We start from the raw sequence: 13,848 nt of genomic DNA on the forward strand, positions 1-13,848 counted from the left end.
AGCAAGGGCACGATCGAGCAGGTCGGCACCCCCGACGAGATCTACGACCATCCGGTCTCGCCCTTCGTCTTCGGCTTCATCGGCCAGTCGAACTGCCTCTCGGTCACGCTCTCGAACGGCGAGATCTGGTTCGAGGACCGGCCGATCGGGCTTAGGGCCCCGGCCGAGCCGGACGGTCCGGCCAACCTGCACTTCCGCCCGCATGACATCGAGCTGATCGACGGCTGCGGCGGCTGTCTTGCCGGCCTCGTCGCCGCCAGCCGCCGTGTCGCCGGCACCCGCCATCTCGAACTCGACCTCGGCCGCAACCATCCGCATGTCGAGATCGAACTCTCCCCCGAACGCGCCGCCGCCGGCGACCACAGCCGCATCGCCTTCAGACCCACAAAGTGGAAACTCTTCAGGGATAAGAGGCAGCAGGCCGTAGCCTCGGAGGCGAAGACCGAGAGCCGCCCGATCGAGATGCAGGAACCAACATTGGTTGCCCAAGCCTCCTAAGAAGCATCGGACATCGGGGCCTCCGTCTCAAGAAGTCTCGAGCGGCCAGACCTCTACCACCCCGTGGGCAACCGCGCACGGGGTGCGCGACACCATATCGATCGCCTCCGCCAGATTGGCCGCCTCGATCACCGCAAACCCCGCCACGGGCAGAGAAGACGACATGAACGGGCCGTTCTTCTTCTCGAGCTGCGCTGCCTCGGCGTTGCGCACCTGTACTGGCGTGCCGGCGATCCCCATCAACGCTCCTCTTGCTTGAAGTTCGGCGTCATGGGCATGCGCCGCATTCCGGACCGCTGCCGGGGTACGGTCGTAGCCCGCACGGTCTCCATATCCGATCGTCACGAACTTCGGCATGAGCAACATCCTCCTGGCAATGCCATTCTACTTCCGACGGGCTAATTGACAGTCGGGTCGGCGAGGCCTTGCGTGAGGGAACGCGGATGCATTGGAAAAGTTGCGACGGCTCCTGTGTCCGCATCACAACAGGGAGGATGCAATGCCGACCATCATCGCCCACCACAAGATCACAAAAGGTGCGGAACACTGGCTGAAGTCCCCAAAGCGCAAGGAATTCTTCGGTTCTCTCGGCGTGACAAACCTTCGTACCTTCGTCGATCCTCGCGACCAGACGCACGTAGCCATTCTCATGGACGTTCCCGATATGGAGACGCTGGCGAAAGCCCTGCAGGGCCAGGCCGCGGCCGACGCCATGGCGTTTGATGGCGTGGTGCCGGAATCAATCAAGATCCTGGTTGAATCATAGGGCACATGCGCCTGCATTCGGCACTGTGCCTGAGGGATTGCGCCGCGGGGTGGACGGCTCCCGCGGTCACTTGGCCATGGCCTGAACCAGAGCCTACGCATCAGGCCGGATTACCAAGCGGCAGATCGCCCTGCCGTACATTGCGGTACATTTCCGGGTGAGGCCAGACATATCCGGGATACCTCTTGGAACCAGATTGAGATCGTCACTTCATGAACACAGAAGGAACGATCGCATGCGCCGCCGTCCTCTCTCCACCGTTGCTCTTGCGTTTGCAACGAGCGTGGTCGCCTTCGCTGCCCAGGCGGCAGATATCAAGAACATCGTCATCGTGCACGGCGCCTTCGCCGACGGCTCGGGCTGGCGCCAGGCCAGCGACATCCTTGTGCGGCGCGGCTTCAACGTGACGGTCGTGCAGGAACCGCTGACATCGCTCGCCGCCGACATCGAGGCGACGAACCGTGTCTTGGACCTGCAGGATGGGCCGACCTTGCTCGTCGGGCACAGCTACGGCGGAATGGTGATCAGCGAGGCCGGCCATCACCAGAAGGTCGAAGGTCTGGTCTACGTTGCGGCGTTTCAGCCAGACAAGGGCGAAGACGTTGCAACGCTTGCCGGTTCGAAGCCGCCGGCGGCAATGAGCATCAAGGAAACCCCTGACGGCAAATATCTCTATCTCGATCCGGCAGCGTTTGCCGCCGATTTTGCTGCCGATCTTCCCAAGGCGGAGGCAGCCTTTGCGGCGAAGTCGCAAGTCTTTGCCGCAAAGGACATTTTCACTGCGAAGGCCGGTGAGCCCGCCTGGCGGACGAAGAAGAGCTGGGCGATCGTGGCGACCGAAGACCGAGCGATCAATCCAGAGCTGGAACGCAGCATGGGCAAACGTGCGGGTAGCCAGATCAGAGAAATCAAGGCGAGCCACGCCGTCTTTGCCTCCCAAGCGGAAAAGGTCGCCGAAATCATCGAAACCGCAGCCAAGGACGCCGGCAAATAGCCCGAACACGCCGCGCGTCTGCGTCCTGAGTGCGGCGCCCTTCCGCACTCAGGACAGCGGGCCTCAAGACGTTCCACGTTTCCTGGCCGCCGGCTTGACAGCCCGGTGAAAGAGCGGAAGACTTCATGCATGGGGGTGCGATCACCCCATGAGGCGCCAGCCGAAGCATCGCGTCCATAGAACCGCTCATCCGGAGGACGCGTCATGTCGTCATTTCTCGAAATATCCTCGGAAAAACTCGCCCGCCTCATCGGCACACCGAACTGCCCCGAACTGATCGATGTCAGGATCGATGACGATTTCGATACCGATCCCCGCCTCATCCCGGGTTCCTACAGGCGCGACTATCGCCAGATGCAGAGTTGGATCGACGGTGTTACCAAGGCATCGGCAATCATCATCTGTCAGCAGGGCAAGAAGCTCAGCCATGGCGCTGCCGCCTGGCTTCGCAATGCCGGCATTGCTGCCGACGTGCTCGATGGCGGTTTCGAGGCCTGGGCCAGCGCCGGCTATCCGGCCGTGCCCGTTTCCGCGATACCCGAACGGGATGCAAGCGGACGGACCATCTGGGTCACGCGGGCGCGACCGAAGATCGACCGCATCGCCTGCCCCTGGTTGATCCGACGCTTCGTCGACCCGAAGGCGGTCTTCCTGTACGTGGCGCCGTCGGAAGCCGAAATGGTCGGCGAACGCTTCGGAGCAACGCCATTCGATATCGATGCGCCGATCCGTTGGAGCCACCGCGGCGAACTCTGCACATTCGATGTCATGGTGGAGCAGTTCGGCCTTGCAACCACGCCGTTGCTCCGGCTCGCGACCATCGTGCGCGGAGCCGACACCGCGCGCCTCGAGCTGGCGCCCGAGGCGCCGGGCCTGCTCGCCGCTTCCCTCGGTCTCTCCCGCATGTATGCCGACGACCTGGAGCAGTTGGAGGCGGGAATGCTGCTCTACGATGCCTTCTATCGTTGGTGTCGGGATGCGACCAATGAGACGCATAACTGGCCCTCGCCCAAGAAGGACCTTTGAGATGACTGATATTGCTGACAAGGCCGCGCCCGATGTGGCGCGGCAAGGGCAAAGCCACGGCATCTCGTTCGGCGAAGCGGTGCGGGTCTGGGCGCGAATTGCGGCGCTGAGCTTTGGCGGACCAGCCGGTCAGATCGCGGTCATGCACCGTATCCTCGTCGATGAAAAACGCTGGATCGGCGAGCATCGCTTCCTGCATGCGCTGAACTATTGCATGCTTCTGCCCGGCCCGGAGGCGCAGCAGCTTGCTGTCTATATCGGCTGGCTCCTGCATAGAACGGCCGGCGGCCTTGTTGCCGGACTTCTGTTCGTGCTTCCGGGCTTCCTGGCGATCCTCGGCCTCAGCTACATCTACGCCGCCCTCGGCAATGTCACCGTCGTCGAAGGGCTCTTCTTCGGCCTCAAGGCCGCTGTGCTTGCAGTCGTCGTCCAGGCCGTCTTTCGCATTGGCGGCCGGGCACTCAAGAACCGAATGATGATCGGCATCGCGGCAGTTGCCTTCATCGCCATTTTCTTCTTCCGGGTGCCCTTCCCGCTGATCATCCTGGCAGCCGGCGTGCTTGGCTACATCGGCGCCCGTTCCGGATCTCCGCTCTTTCGCATCGGTGGCGGGCACAAGGGCGGCACCGGCCCGGTTCTGAAGGACGAGGATTCAGCGCTCGGCGAGGAAATCCCGGGACATGCCCGCCCCAACCTTGCGTGGTCGCTTCGGATTTCCTGTGTCCTGCTGGCGCTATGGCTCGTGCCCCTGGCGCTACTCGTCATCTTCCTCGGCTGGGACAACGTCTTCAGCCAAATCGGCTTGTTCTTCAGCCAGATGGCGGTCGTCACCTTCGGCGGCGCCTATGCCGTGCTTGCCTATGTCGCCCAGGAAGCCGTGCAGCACTACGGCTGGCTCAAACCCGGCGAAATGCTCGACGGGCTCGGCATGGCCGAGACGACGCCTGGACCGCTGATCATGGTAGTACAGTTCGTCGGCTTCATGGGCGCCTACCGCGCTCCCGGCGCGCTCCACCCGATGATGGCGGCGACTTTGGGGGCGATGCTGACCACCTGGGTTACCTTCGTGCCCTGCTTCCTCTGGATCTTCCTCGGGGCACCCTTCATTGAGCGGTTGCGGAGCAATGCCGCGCTTACGGGCGCCATGTCTGCGATTACCGCCGCCGTCGTCGGCGTAATCCTCAACCTCGCCGTCTGGTTCGGGCTGCACACGTTGTTTGCGGAACAGGTAACCTGGCAGTTCGCGTCGTTTGCACTCGACGTGCCGGTGCTGAATTCGCTGGTGATACCATCGCTCCTGCTGACACTTGCCGCCGGCGTCGCGATCTTCCGCTTCAATGCCTCGGTGATCACGACGCTGCTTGCCTGCGCGCTTGCCGGCATGGCCTGGACGCTTGCAACGAGCTGATTGCGAAAGTGGCGTTTAGTCGTCGTAGACCGATTGCGGGAGATGAAATCCCTCCGGCAGTTGCGACCCATAGAAGTGCTCTTCCGGCGGAGGCGGTGGTGGTTCGCGATGCTTCACGGCGCAGGCGGCGAGCACGGCCCTCAACTGTACTGGCCGATAGTTGTCGATCAGGCGCGGAGCTGGATCTTGCTTGTCCGTCTGTTGCGGCATCGGTGTCCTCATGGGAATGGTTCGGCATGAAAGACAGTGCCAGCCAATCGACCTCACGGCAACCGCGCGCCGCAAGGCTGGCGATTCCACAGCGCGCCCGGCGGGATCCCGACAACGATCGAACCGCGAGGGCACACATCGCAAGATAATCGAGCGAATAGCGGCGGCTCACCTTGTGTCGACTGCTTATCACCCTAAGTCTGCACCGCCGCCACACGGCAGGCAACAAGAAGCGAGGACATTGAACATGCGCGATCCACTGGCGAAACTTGGCCTGAAATACCCGTTGATCGTCGCGCCGATGGCCGGCGGCCCCTCATCGCCGGAACTCGTCATAGCGTCGTCGCAAGCCGGAGCGCTGGGCTCGGTCGGCGCCGCCTACTCAAACCCGGCCGCCATCACTGGGTTCGTCGAAAAGGTCCGCGCGCACACCGACCGTCCGTTCGCGATCAACCTCTTCATCCAGCACCTTGAACCGCAGGTCGACGCTTCAATGATCGAGCGGGCCGTGGCGGCGACGGCTAAGTATCGCACCGAACTGGATCTGCCGGAGCCGTCGTTTTCAGCACCCTACGAAGAGGACTTCGATCAGCAATTCGATGCCGTGCTGCAAGCAAAGCCGGAAGTCCTCAGCTTCGTCTTCGGCGTATTGCGCGCCGAGCATATGCGGGCCGCGCGCAAGGCAGGGATGCTGATCGTTGGCACGGCGACGACACCGGAGGAGGCACAGGCACTCGAAGAGAGCGGCGTCGATGCAATCACCCTCCAGGGCTTCGAGGCCGGCGGGCACCGCGGTATCTTCGACCCGAGCGCCGCGGATCCCGAACTTGGACTTGCGGATCTGTTGACGCAAAGTCTTCGGAAGGTGAAGGTTCCGCTGATTGCGGCTGGCGGCATCATGACGGCCGCCGATATCCGTTCGGCGCTCGCCATGGGCGCCAGCGCCGTCCAGATGGGGACGGCCTTTCTCTCGACCACCGAGGCCGGAACCTCGGCACCCTATCGCACTGCCCTCCAAGGCGTGGAACGCACGACGCGCACCACACGCGCCTTCTCCGGGCGGTTTGCCCGCGGCGTCGTGAACCGCTTCATGAACGAGGTGGACGCCGCGACGGTGATGCCCTTCCCCGCGCAGAACAAGTTCACCCGAGACATCAGAGGGGCATCCGCCGCAAAGGGATCGGCAGACTTCCTTTCGCTTTGGGCGGGGACTGGCAAGGGTGAGCTTTGGCAGGGCTCGGCGGCCGACCTGATCGAGAAGCTGTTCGCCGATTGATTGCCATCGTGAAGGATCGTGGTCACGTCCCTCTGACGCGAGAGCCGAGCCTGCCTCTTTACTTCGACCGGAGGGCGGGTGGATGCTTGCCATCTGGCAAGGATCATCGCGAAAGTCGGCAGAATGGATCGTATCGATGCAATGAAAGTTTTCGTGACCGCGGTCGATGAAGGCAGCCTGGCGGCGGCAGCCCGACGGCTGAAGCGATCGCCGACGGCGGTCAGTCGCGCCTTAAACCTGCTCGAAGCTCACGTCGGGGTCGAATTGCTGCATCGAACGACGCGATCGCTGAAGCTCAGCGAAGCGGGTCAGCGATATGCGACGGCCTGCCGCCGGGTGCTGATCGATCTCGAAGAGGCCGACATGCTCGCAGGTGGCGAACGAGCGGCCCCTCGCGGCACGCTGACGATTTCCGCGCCGCCGATCGTCGGCGAGGAGGTACTGCGTCCTATCCTCGACGACTTTCTCAACCTCTATCCAGCGGTCTCGGCCCGGCTGCTCCTGCTTGACCGTTTCGTGAACCTCGTCGACGAGGGTGTCGACATCGCGCTGCGCATCGGCCATCTCGCCGACTCTTCGCTGATTTCGACACGGATCGGCGGCGATATCAGGCGCGTCGTCGTCGCCTCGCCCCGTTATCTCGCCAACCACCCGCGGATCGACGAGCCGGCCGATCTCGCCAAGCACCATATCGTCGCCTTCACCAACTTCGGCCTCGATTCCTGGACATTCACACCCGCCGAGGGCTCCTTGATCCCCCGCACGGTGCAGTTCACACCGCGATACGTCGTCAACAGCGTACGTGCTGCCGCCGAATCCGCCGTCGCCGGTACTGGCCTCACGCGGCTCTACTCCTATCATGTCGCCCGCCATGTCTGTGACGGACGCCTGAAGATCGTACTGGCTGATGCGGAACATCCCGCGATGCCTGTGCATCTTCTTGCGCCGCAGGGCCGCATGTCGGTTCCGAAGGTCCGGGCCTTTGCAGATTTCGCGCTGCCGCGTCTCAGAACCGAGTTCGCACGCATGGCAACGGACGCCGGCACGTTCAGCTAATTATGCCGATTTACGGCTGACTGAGCGCCGTATGGCATCAATTCTCCCACACATCGGATGGGTCTAAATCTGATTGCACCAACGCCGAGGGCGGAGGACGGGCCAAGCGAAACGCCCGTTGCAATCGAATAAGGATCACATCCATGAGCAATGAGCAGAAGGTCGCCATCATCACCGGTGCATCGCAGGGTATCGGCGCCACCCTGGTTCAGGCCTACCGCGATCGCAACTACCGCGTCATCGCCACGTCCCGGTCCATCCAGGAAAGCTCGGACGCCGGAATCCTCAGCGTCGCCGGCGACATCAGCAAGCCGGAGACTGCCGAGCGGGTCGTTCGCCTGGGTCTTGAGCGGTTTGGCCGCATCGATACGCTGGTCAACAACGCCGGCGTTTTCACCGCCAAGCCGTTCACCGAATTCACCCAGGAGGACTACGACCTGAACCTCGGGGTGAACGTCGCCGGTTTCTTCCACATCACCCAGCACGCGGCCCGCGAGCTGCTGAAGCAGGGCTCCGGCCACATCGTCAGCATCACCACCAGCCTCGTGAACCAGCCGATCGCCGGTGTTCCGGCGGCCCTTGCGTCTATCACCAAGGGTGGCTTGAATTCCGTGACCCAGGCGCTCGCCATTGAATTTGCCAAGACCGGCGTTCGCGTCAATGCCGTCTCGCCGGGCATCATCAAGACCCCGATGCACGCACCGGAAACCCACGCAGCATTCTCGACGCTGCATCCGGTCGGTCGCATGGGCGAAATCCGCGATATCGTCGACGCCGTCCTCTATCTGGAGGGCGCCGGTTTCGTCACCGGCGAGATCCTGCATGTAGACGGCGGGCAGAACGCCGGACGCTGGTAGGCAAGACTGAGGCGCGAGGGGTCCAATCTCAGCCGCCCCGCGCCTTGCTAGCCATCGCACAAGTAGGCGGCACCTGATGGTGCCATCAACATCCAGATCTGAAGAGGAAACGACAATGCCGATCGTAACAGTTCAGGTGACCCGCGAAGGTACCACGCCGGACCGCAAGGCAGTCACGGCCGAGGAGAAGGCTGAAATCATCAAGGGCGTGAGCCAGGTCCTGCTCGACGTGCTCAACAAGCCGCTGGAATCGACCTATGTGGTCATCGAGGAAGTCGAACTCGACAACTGGGGCTGGGGCGGCCTTCCGACCGCGCAGTATCGCGCCAAGCTGGTAGCTCAGGCAAAGGGCTGACACCGCGGACAGCGCGATCTCGAAACCCGCCGCCTGACAGCAAGCGGCGGGTTTCGTTTGCAAATTTGTGTCGAAATGTATCTGGAGGCGCTTGCATTACATACTCATGCAAGTCTGGATGTTGCGAACACACCGAGGACATATCCCAGGCGCCAATGGGGCTGCTCGGATGCCTTCGGCCTTGGCCGGGTAAAGCCGCCAGGGAAGCCAAGACCAAACCGGATTTGAGGAGTTTGCTCGATGGAGCATATCGACCACGTGTTGATTGTCGATGACGACCGCGAGATCCGCGAACTTGTGTCCGGTTACCTCAAGAAGAACGGGTTGCGCGCAACGGCCGTCGCCGACGGGCGACAGATGCGCAGCTTCCTCGAGGGCGATACCGTCGATCTCATCGTGCTCGATGTGATGATGCCAGGCGACGACGGGCTCGTGCTCAGCCGCGAACTGCGCGCCGGCAAACACAAGGCGATCCCGATCATCATGCTGACGGCCCGCAGCGACGAGATGGACCRGATCCTGGGCCTCGAGATGGGTGCCGACGCCTATCTCTCCAAGCCGTTCTCCGCGCGCGAACTGCTCGCCCGCATCAAGGCGGTGCTCCGGCGCGCACGCATGCTGCCGCCGAACCTACAGATTTCCGAGGCCGGACAGCTACTGCACTTTGGTCAGTGGAAGCTCGACACCACCGCCCGGCACCTGATCGACGCGGACGGCACCGTAATCGCGCTCAGCGGCGCCGAGTATCGGCTGCTGAAGGTATTCATCGACCACCCCCAGCGCGTGCTCAACCGCGACCAGTTGCTCAACCTCACCCAAGGGCGCGAGGCCGAACTCTTCGATCGGTCGATCGATCTGCTCGTCAGCCGGGTCCGCCAGCGGCTCGGCGATGACGCTCGCGAACCGATCTACATCAAGACGGTGCGCAGCGAAGGTTACGTCTTCTCGGTGCCCATCGAGATCGTGGAGGCGCGTGAATGACGACTAGCGCAGAGCCGAGAGGATTTCGATTGTGGCCGCGCACGCTGAGGGCGCGGCTCTTCGTCATTCTGCTGGCCGGTCTCACCATCGCGCATGTAATGTCGTTCACGGTCCTCTTTTTCGAGCGCTACGTTGCGGCGAAGTCCGTCATGTTCAACACGCTGGAAAACGACATCGCGACGTCGATCGCGATACTCGATCGCCTACCCGCCACCGAGCGCGGCGCATGGCTCAACCGCCTGAGCCGAGACAATTACGGTTTCATTCTCGGCCCAGGCGTTCATGGCAACCCGTCACTCGATCCGGCAACCATGGAGCTTTCCGCCAACATCCAGCGCGCGACCGGCCCCCAATACCCGGTCAAGGTGGAGACGGTTCCCGGCGATCGCCGCCACGTGCAAGCACATCTGACCTTGAGCGACGGGTCGCCACTAACGATCGACGTCTATCCCAAGGGGGTGATGCCCCTGGCCGATTGGTTGCCTTTCGTGCTCGCGGCCCAACTCGCGCTCTTGATTTTGTGCAGTTGGTTTGCGATGCGACAGGCGGTTCGCCCACTCGTCAACCTCGCAGCGGCTGCCGATACGCTTGACCCGAACCGCAATACGCCGCGGCTCAGCGAAACAGGGCCGACCGAGGTTGCCTATGCGGCGAGCACATTCAATGCGATGCGCGACCGCATCGCCCAGTATCTCGAAGAGCGCGTTCAGATCCTCGCCGCCATTTCCCACGATCTGCAGACGCCGATCACCCGCATGAAGCTACGCGCCGAAATGGCGGACGACTTTGCCGACCGCGACAAGCTGATCCAGGATCTCGGCCAGATCGAAAGCCTGGTCAAGGAAGGCGTCGCCTATGCGCGAAGCGCCCATGGCAATGTCGAAAAGGCGACACGCATCGACCTTTCCTCCTTCGTCGAGAGCCTCGTCTATGACTATCAGGACACCGGCAAGGCGGTGACCGCCAACGGCGCCAATGGCGGCGCGATCATCACCCGCCCTCAGGCGCTCAGACGCATCCTTACCAACCTGGTCGACAACGCGCTCAAGTTCGGCGGCAGCGCCGAGATCGAGGTCAAGCGGCTTGCTGACGACAGCGTGACGATCAAGGTGCTCGACCACGGACCCGGCATACCCGAAGATCAGCTGGATGCAGTCCTCAAACCCTTCGTCCGGCTGGAGGACTCCCGCAACCGCGATACCGGCGGAACGGGCCTCGGTCTTGCCATCGCCCAACAGCTTGCCGCCTCCATCAACGCCTCTCTGACCCTGACCAACCGCACTGGCGGCGGCTTGGTTGCGGAGCTTGCCATTCGTCCTCATCGGGCATGAGGCATAACAAGGCGCCGTCGCTTCACACTCCCGTGCCCAACCCACACCAAACGCGGCCAGTCCTCCAATCAAATAAGCGGCGGCCTCATCGGCCGCCGCCTCCGTTTGGTGAGCTAAAGGATCCTTCGCAATCGGACCTCGTTCAGACGAGATTGATCGTCACATCGATGTTGCCGCGCGTCGCCTTGGAATAAGGGCAGGTCTGGTGCGCAGCATCAACCAGTTGACGCGCCACTTCCGCATCAATCCCCGGCAGGCTGACATTGAGCCGCGCCTGCAGGAAATAACCACCGTCCCGATTGCGCAGGTCCACCTCGGTATCGACGGCAAGGTCTGCGGGGAGTGCAACCTTGCGCTGGCCGGCCGCCAATCCGATTGCGCCGATGAAGCACGCCGACCAGCCGGCAGCGAAGAGCTGCTCCGGGTTTGTGCCCGGCCGCGAACTCCCGGGCGTAGAGAGCTTGACGTCCAGGCGTCCATCGTCGCTCCGAGAGGCGCCGTCGCGGCCGCCGGTCGTGTGGGTCTTGCCGGTGTAGAGTACCTTTTCAGCTTCGCTCATCGTATTCTTCCTTTCGACAGCTGTTCCTTTCGGGCCCGATTGCCCTTTGCGACTGTCTAGACACAGATGGCGCGTCGCAGGTGTACGGGATGCTTCATCAGGGAAGCGGAAATGTGTGGCAGTTTGCCAAGTCCCTGAATGGATACATGATGATACGAAGGCGGCCACGGTGCATGGACCTGCGCGCTTGCAGCTGGTCCCTGACCGGGGTGCCAGACACTATGCCGGCCAGGCTCCAAATGCCGCATCAGCACGCAAAAGAGCGCGGGACCGGCGAACCGGAACCCCGCGCCTCCACGCAGGCTGCGGGAGAAGAACTAGAAACGATCGACGTCGACGATTGCCCTGGCGAAGGCCACAGGCGCTTCCTGTGGCAGATTGTGGCCGATGCCGCCGGTGATCAGGCGATGTTCGTACTTGCCGGAGAAGCGCTTGGCATAGGCCGCTGGCTCCGGATGCGGCGCACCATTGGCGTCGCCCTCGAGCGTAATGGTCGGGACAGTGATGGTCGGGAACTGTGCCAGCCGCTTTTCGAGGTCGTCGTACTGTGCTTCACCCTCGGCGAGGCTGAGGCGCCAGCGATAATTGTGGATCGAGATGTCGACGTGGTCGGGGTTCTCGAGCGCTTCGGCGCTTCTGTCGAAGGTGGCATCGTCGAAGTTCCACTTGGGCGAGGCAAGCTTCCATATCAGCCTGGCGAATTCCTTGTGGTTCTGCTTGTAGCCCTCATACCCACGCTCTGTGGCGAAGTAGAACTGGTACCACCAGGCAAGCTCTGCCTGCGGTGAAAGCGGCTTCCTGTTCACCTCCTGGCTGCCGATGAGATAACCGCTGACCGAAACCAGCGCCTTGCAGCGTTCGGGCCAGAGCGCGGCGATGATATTGGCAGTGCGTGCGCCCCAGTCGCAGCCGCCGATCACCGCCTTCTCGATCTTGAGCGCGTCCATCAGCGCAATAATATCCTTGGCAATTACCGCCTGCTGGCCATTCCGAGGTGTGTCGGCAGAAAGAAACCGGGTCGTGCCATAGCCGCGCAGATAGGGTACGATGACACGATAGCCGGCATCTGCCAAAAGCGGCGCCACATCCACATAGGTATGGATGTCATAGGGCCAACCGTGCAGAAGAACGACGACCGGGGCGTCGCTCGCGCCAAGTTCGGCATAACCGACGTTCAGGACACCCGCATCGACCTGCTTGAGGGTGGGGAAGGACTTGTTCGCCCCGGGGGTGATGACCGGCAGGCGCAGCGTGGCGCTCTCTCCCGATTGCGCTCTGGCAACGCTTGTCGAAGCGAATTGCGCCGCCGCCAGCGAAAGCGCGATTGCGCCGATGAAACGACGCCGTGGATGGTTGATTTCGTCCGACATGGGGTGCCTCCGGTGAACTGAACTACCATCAGAAATGGAGCGCCAGTGTATCCCGGTCGTGTGCGCAGCGACCCCTATTGAAAGCAAGTGTAGAACGGCAGGCCGCCGATACACGGCGATACAATTCTACCAAGATACTGCAAACCGCGGTGGCGTCCGGTTCAGGCGATGCCTTCACGCGCATTGCGGCGGATCGTCTGAGGCGGTTGGCCAAGCGTGCGCAGGAAGGCGCGGCGCATGCGATCGCTGTCGGCAAAGCCGGTTTCCTCGGCGATCACGTCCATGGAATGGCGCCCTTGTTCCATCAACAGGCGCGCCGCCTCTACGCGCAGATGTTCAACGGCCTTTGCCGGCGACTGGCCGGTCTCGGAGCGGAAGGCGCGACTGAACTGGCGCGAACTCAAGCCGGCAGCATCGGCGAGCTCCTCCACCGACAACACATTGCGCAAGTTGGCCTTGGCGTAGTTGACCGATTTCTGGATACGGTCCGACTTTGGATCCAGTTCGAGCAGCGCGGAAAATTGCGACTGGCCTCCGGCGCGCCGATGATAGACGACGAGCTTGCGCGCGACCTGGCGCGCGACGTCCTCGCCATGATCCTTTTCGATCATCGCCAGCGCCAGATCGATGCTGGCCGTCATGCCGGCGGAGGTCCACACGCTCCCGTCGACGATGAAGATGCGATCTTCCTCGACCCTAATCTCCGGGAAATGCTCTCGGAGCTGACGCGCAAACACCCAATGGGTTGTGGCGCGACGGCCGTCGAGCAGTCCGGATTCTGCAAGGATGAAGGCGCCGGTACAGGGTGCCGCCACCCGCCGCGAGGCTTTGAGTGCATGGCGCGCAAAGGCAACCAACCCCGGCGTAACCGGTTCGATCTGGGTGCCCGCGCCGAACATGACGGTGTCATAGACCGTATCGTCAAAGGCTTTTGTGAGCACACCGAAACCGGCGGACGACTTGATCTCGCCGCCCGCCTCTGACAGCAACTCGATCCCGTAGGCCTGCTCTCCGAGCGTCAGATTGGCGACCTCGAAAGCGGTGACCGCCGCGAACCCCATGAGCTGGAATCGCGGAAAGACGACGTAGCCTATCCTGTGCATGTCTCAACCATCCCTGTCTGGAATGATCGCTTATAGCAGATTTCCGCCATGAAGGGAA

16 protein-coding genes are annotated in these 13,848 nt (G+C 62.5%); 11 read left to right on the forward strand and 5 right to left on the reverse strand.

Annotated elements, in window-relative coordinates; translation table 11 throughout:
• Positions 1–498 (forward strand): TOBE-like domain-containing protein (locus AB4Z53_RS09580; RefSeq protein ID WP_441595650.1); only part of this gene is annotated, 498 nt, incomplete at its 5' end.
• 27 nt (positions 499–525) lie between these two features.
• On the opposite strand, the gene AB4Z53_RS09585 is transcribed toward AB4Z53_RS09580, so the two are convergent.
• Positions 526–855, reverse strand: coding sequence for a YciI family protein (locus AB4Z53_RS09585; protein WP_113535234.1), 330 nt, complete (start codon positions 853–855; stop codon positions 526–528).
• 142 nt (positions 856–997) lie between these two features.
• Between AB4Z53_RS09585 and AB4Z53_RS09590 the strand changes: the two genes are divergently transcribed.
• The 4 genes from AB4Z53_RS09590 to chrA all read left to right on the forward strand — a co-directional run bounded on the left by AB4Z53_RS09590 (position 998) and on the right by chrA (position 4,692).
• Positions 998–1,264 carry a hypothetical protein gene (locus AB4Z53_RS09590; RefSeq protein ID WP_113535074.1) on the forward strand — a complete coding sequence of 89 codons (267 nt, stop codon included), beginning with the start codon at positions 998–1,000 and terminating at the stop codon, positions 1,262–1,264.
• A 235-nt stretch (positions 1,265–1,499) separates the two neighbouring features.
• The gene (locus tag AB4Z53_RS09595) at positions 1,500–2,258 is read left to right on the forward strand and encodes an alpha/beta hydrolase (protein WP_113535075.1); all 759 of its coding nucleotides are present in this window, start codon (positions 1,500–1,502) and stop codon (positions 2,256–2,258) included.
• A gap of 204 nt (positions 2,259–2,462) precedes the next feature.
• Positions 2,463–3,284 carry a chromate resistance protein ChrB domain-containing protein gene (locus AB4Z53_RS09600; protein ID WP_441595651.1) on the forward strand — a complete coding sequence of 274 codons (822 nt, stop codon included), beginning with the start codon at positions 2,463–2,465 and terminating at the stop codon, positions 3,282–3,284.
• A 1-nt stretch (position 3,285) separates the two neighbouring features.
• Complete coding sequence (gene chrA / locus AB4Z53_RS09605; RefSeq protein ID WP_441595652.1) at positions 3,286–4,692, forward strand: chromate efflux transporter; 1,407 nt, start codon at positions 3,286–3,288, stop codon at positions 4,690–4,692.
• A gap of 15 nt (positions 4,693–4,707) precedes the next feature.
• Here the strand turns inward: chrA and AB4Z53_RS09610 are convergent, their stop codons facing one another.
• A complete protein-coding gene (locus AB4Z53_RS09610; RefSeq protein WP_441595653.1) occupies positions 4,708–4,902 on the reverse strand; it encodes a hypothetical protein in 195 nt (64 codons plus the stop codon).
• Positions 4,903–5,149: 247 nt separating this feature from the next.
• Between AB4Z53_RS09610 and AB4Z53_RS09615 the strand changes: the two genes are divergently transcribed.
• From AB4Z53_RS09615 to AB4Z53_RS09640, 6 genes are all read left to right on the forward strand, one after another.
• Positions 5,150–6,178, forward strand: a complete 1,029-nt coding sequence (locus AB4Z53_RS09615) for an NAD(P)H-dependent flavin oxidoreductase (protein WP_441595654.1) — start codon at positions 5,150–5,152, stop codon at positions 6,176–6,178.
• Positions 6,179–6,301: 123 nt separating this feature from the next.
• Positions 6,302–7,234 carry a LysR family transcriptional regulator gene (locus AB4Z53_RS09620; RefSeq protein WP_441595655.1) on the forward strand — a complete coding sequence of 311 codons (933 nt, stop codon included), beginning with the start codon at positions 6,302–6,304 and terminating at the stop codon, positions 7,232–7,234.
• A gap of 143 nt (positions 7,235–7,377) precedes the next feature.
• Complete coding sequence (locus AB4Z53_RS09625; RefSeq protein ID WP_441595656.1) at positions 7,378–8,091, forward strand: SDR family NAD(P)-dependent oxidoreductase; 714 nt, start codon at positions 7,378–7,380, stop codon at positions 8,089–8,091.
• Between the two features lie 115 nt (positions 8,092–8,206).
• A complete protein-coding gene (locus tag AB4Z53_RS09630; protein WP_223728808.1) occupies positions 8,207–8,446 on the forward strand; it encodes a tautomerase family protein in 240 nt (79 codons plus the stop codon).
• Between the two features lie 240 nt (positions 8,447–8,686).
• On the forward strand, positions 8,687–9,427 hold the full coding sequence (locus AB4Z53_RS09635; protein WP_441595657.1) for a response regulator: 741 nt from the start codon (positions 8,687–8,689) through the stop codon (positions 9,425–9,427).
• Positions 9,424–10,758 carry a sensor histidine kinase gene (locus AB4Z53_RS09640; protein ID WP_441595658.1) on the forward strand — a complete coding sequence of 445 codons (1,335 nt, stop codon included), beginning with the start codon at positions 9,424–9,426 and terminating at the stop codon, positions 10,756–10,758. Before AB4Z53_RS09635 ends, AB4Z53_RS09640 begins: the two co-directional genes overlap by 4 nt.
• A 142-nt stretch (positions 10,759–10,900) precedes the next feature.
• On the opposite strand, the gene AB4Z53_RS09645 is transcribed toward AB4Z53_RS09640, so the two are convergent.
• The 3 genes from AB4Z53_RS09645 to AB4Z53_RS09655 form a co-directional block, all read right to left on the reverse strand.
• On the reverse strand, positions 10,901–11,317 hold the full coding sequence (locus AB4Z53_RS09645) for an organic hydroperoxide resistance protein (protein ID WP_113535085.1): 417 nt from the start codon (positions 11,315–11,317) through the stop codon (positions 10,901–10,903).
• Between the two features lie 317 nt (positions 11,318–11,634).
• The gene (locus AB4Z53_RS09650; RefSeq protein ID WP_113535086.1) at positions 11,635–12,687 is read right to left on the reverse strand and encodes an alpha/beta fold hydrolase; all 1,053 of its coding nucleotides are present in this window, start codon (positions 12,685–12,687) and stop codon (positions 11,635–11,637) included.
• 161 nt (positions 12,688–12,848) lie between these two features.
• Positions 12,849–13,790, reverse strand: coding sequence for a GlxA family transcriptional regulator (locus AB4Z53_RS09655; protein WP_113535087.1), 942 nt, complete (start codon positions 13,788–13,790; stop codon positions 12,849–12,851).
• Positions 13,791–13,848: the final 58 nt, after the last annotated feature.

It is taken from the genome of Ensifer sp. 2TAB8 (genome assembly GCF_052115125.1).
In the GTDB taxonomy this organism is placed as follows: Bacteria; Pseudomonadota; Alphaproteobacteria; order Rhizobiales; family Rhizobiaceae; genus Ensifer.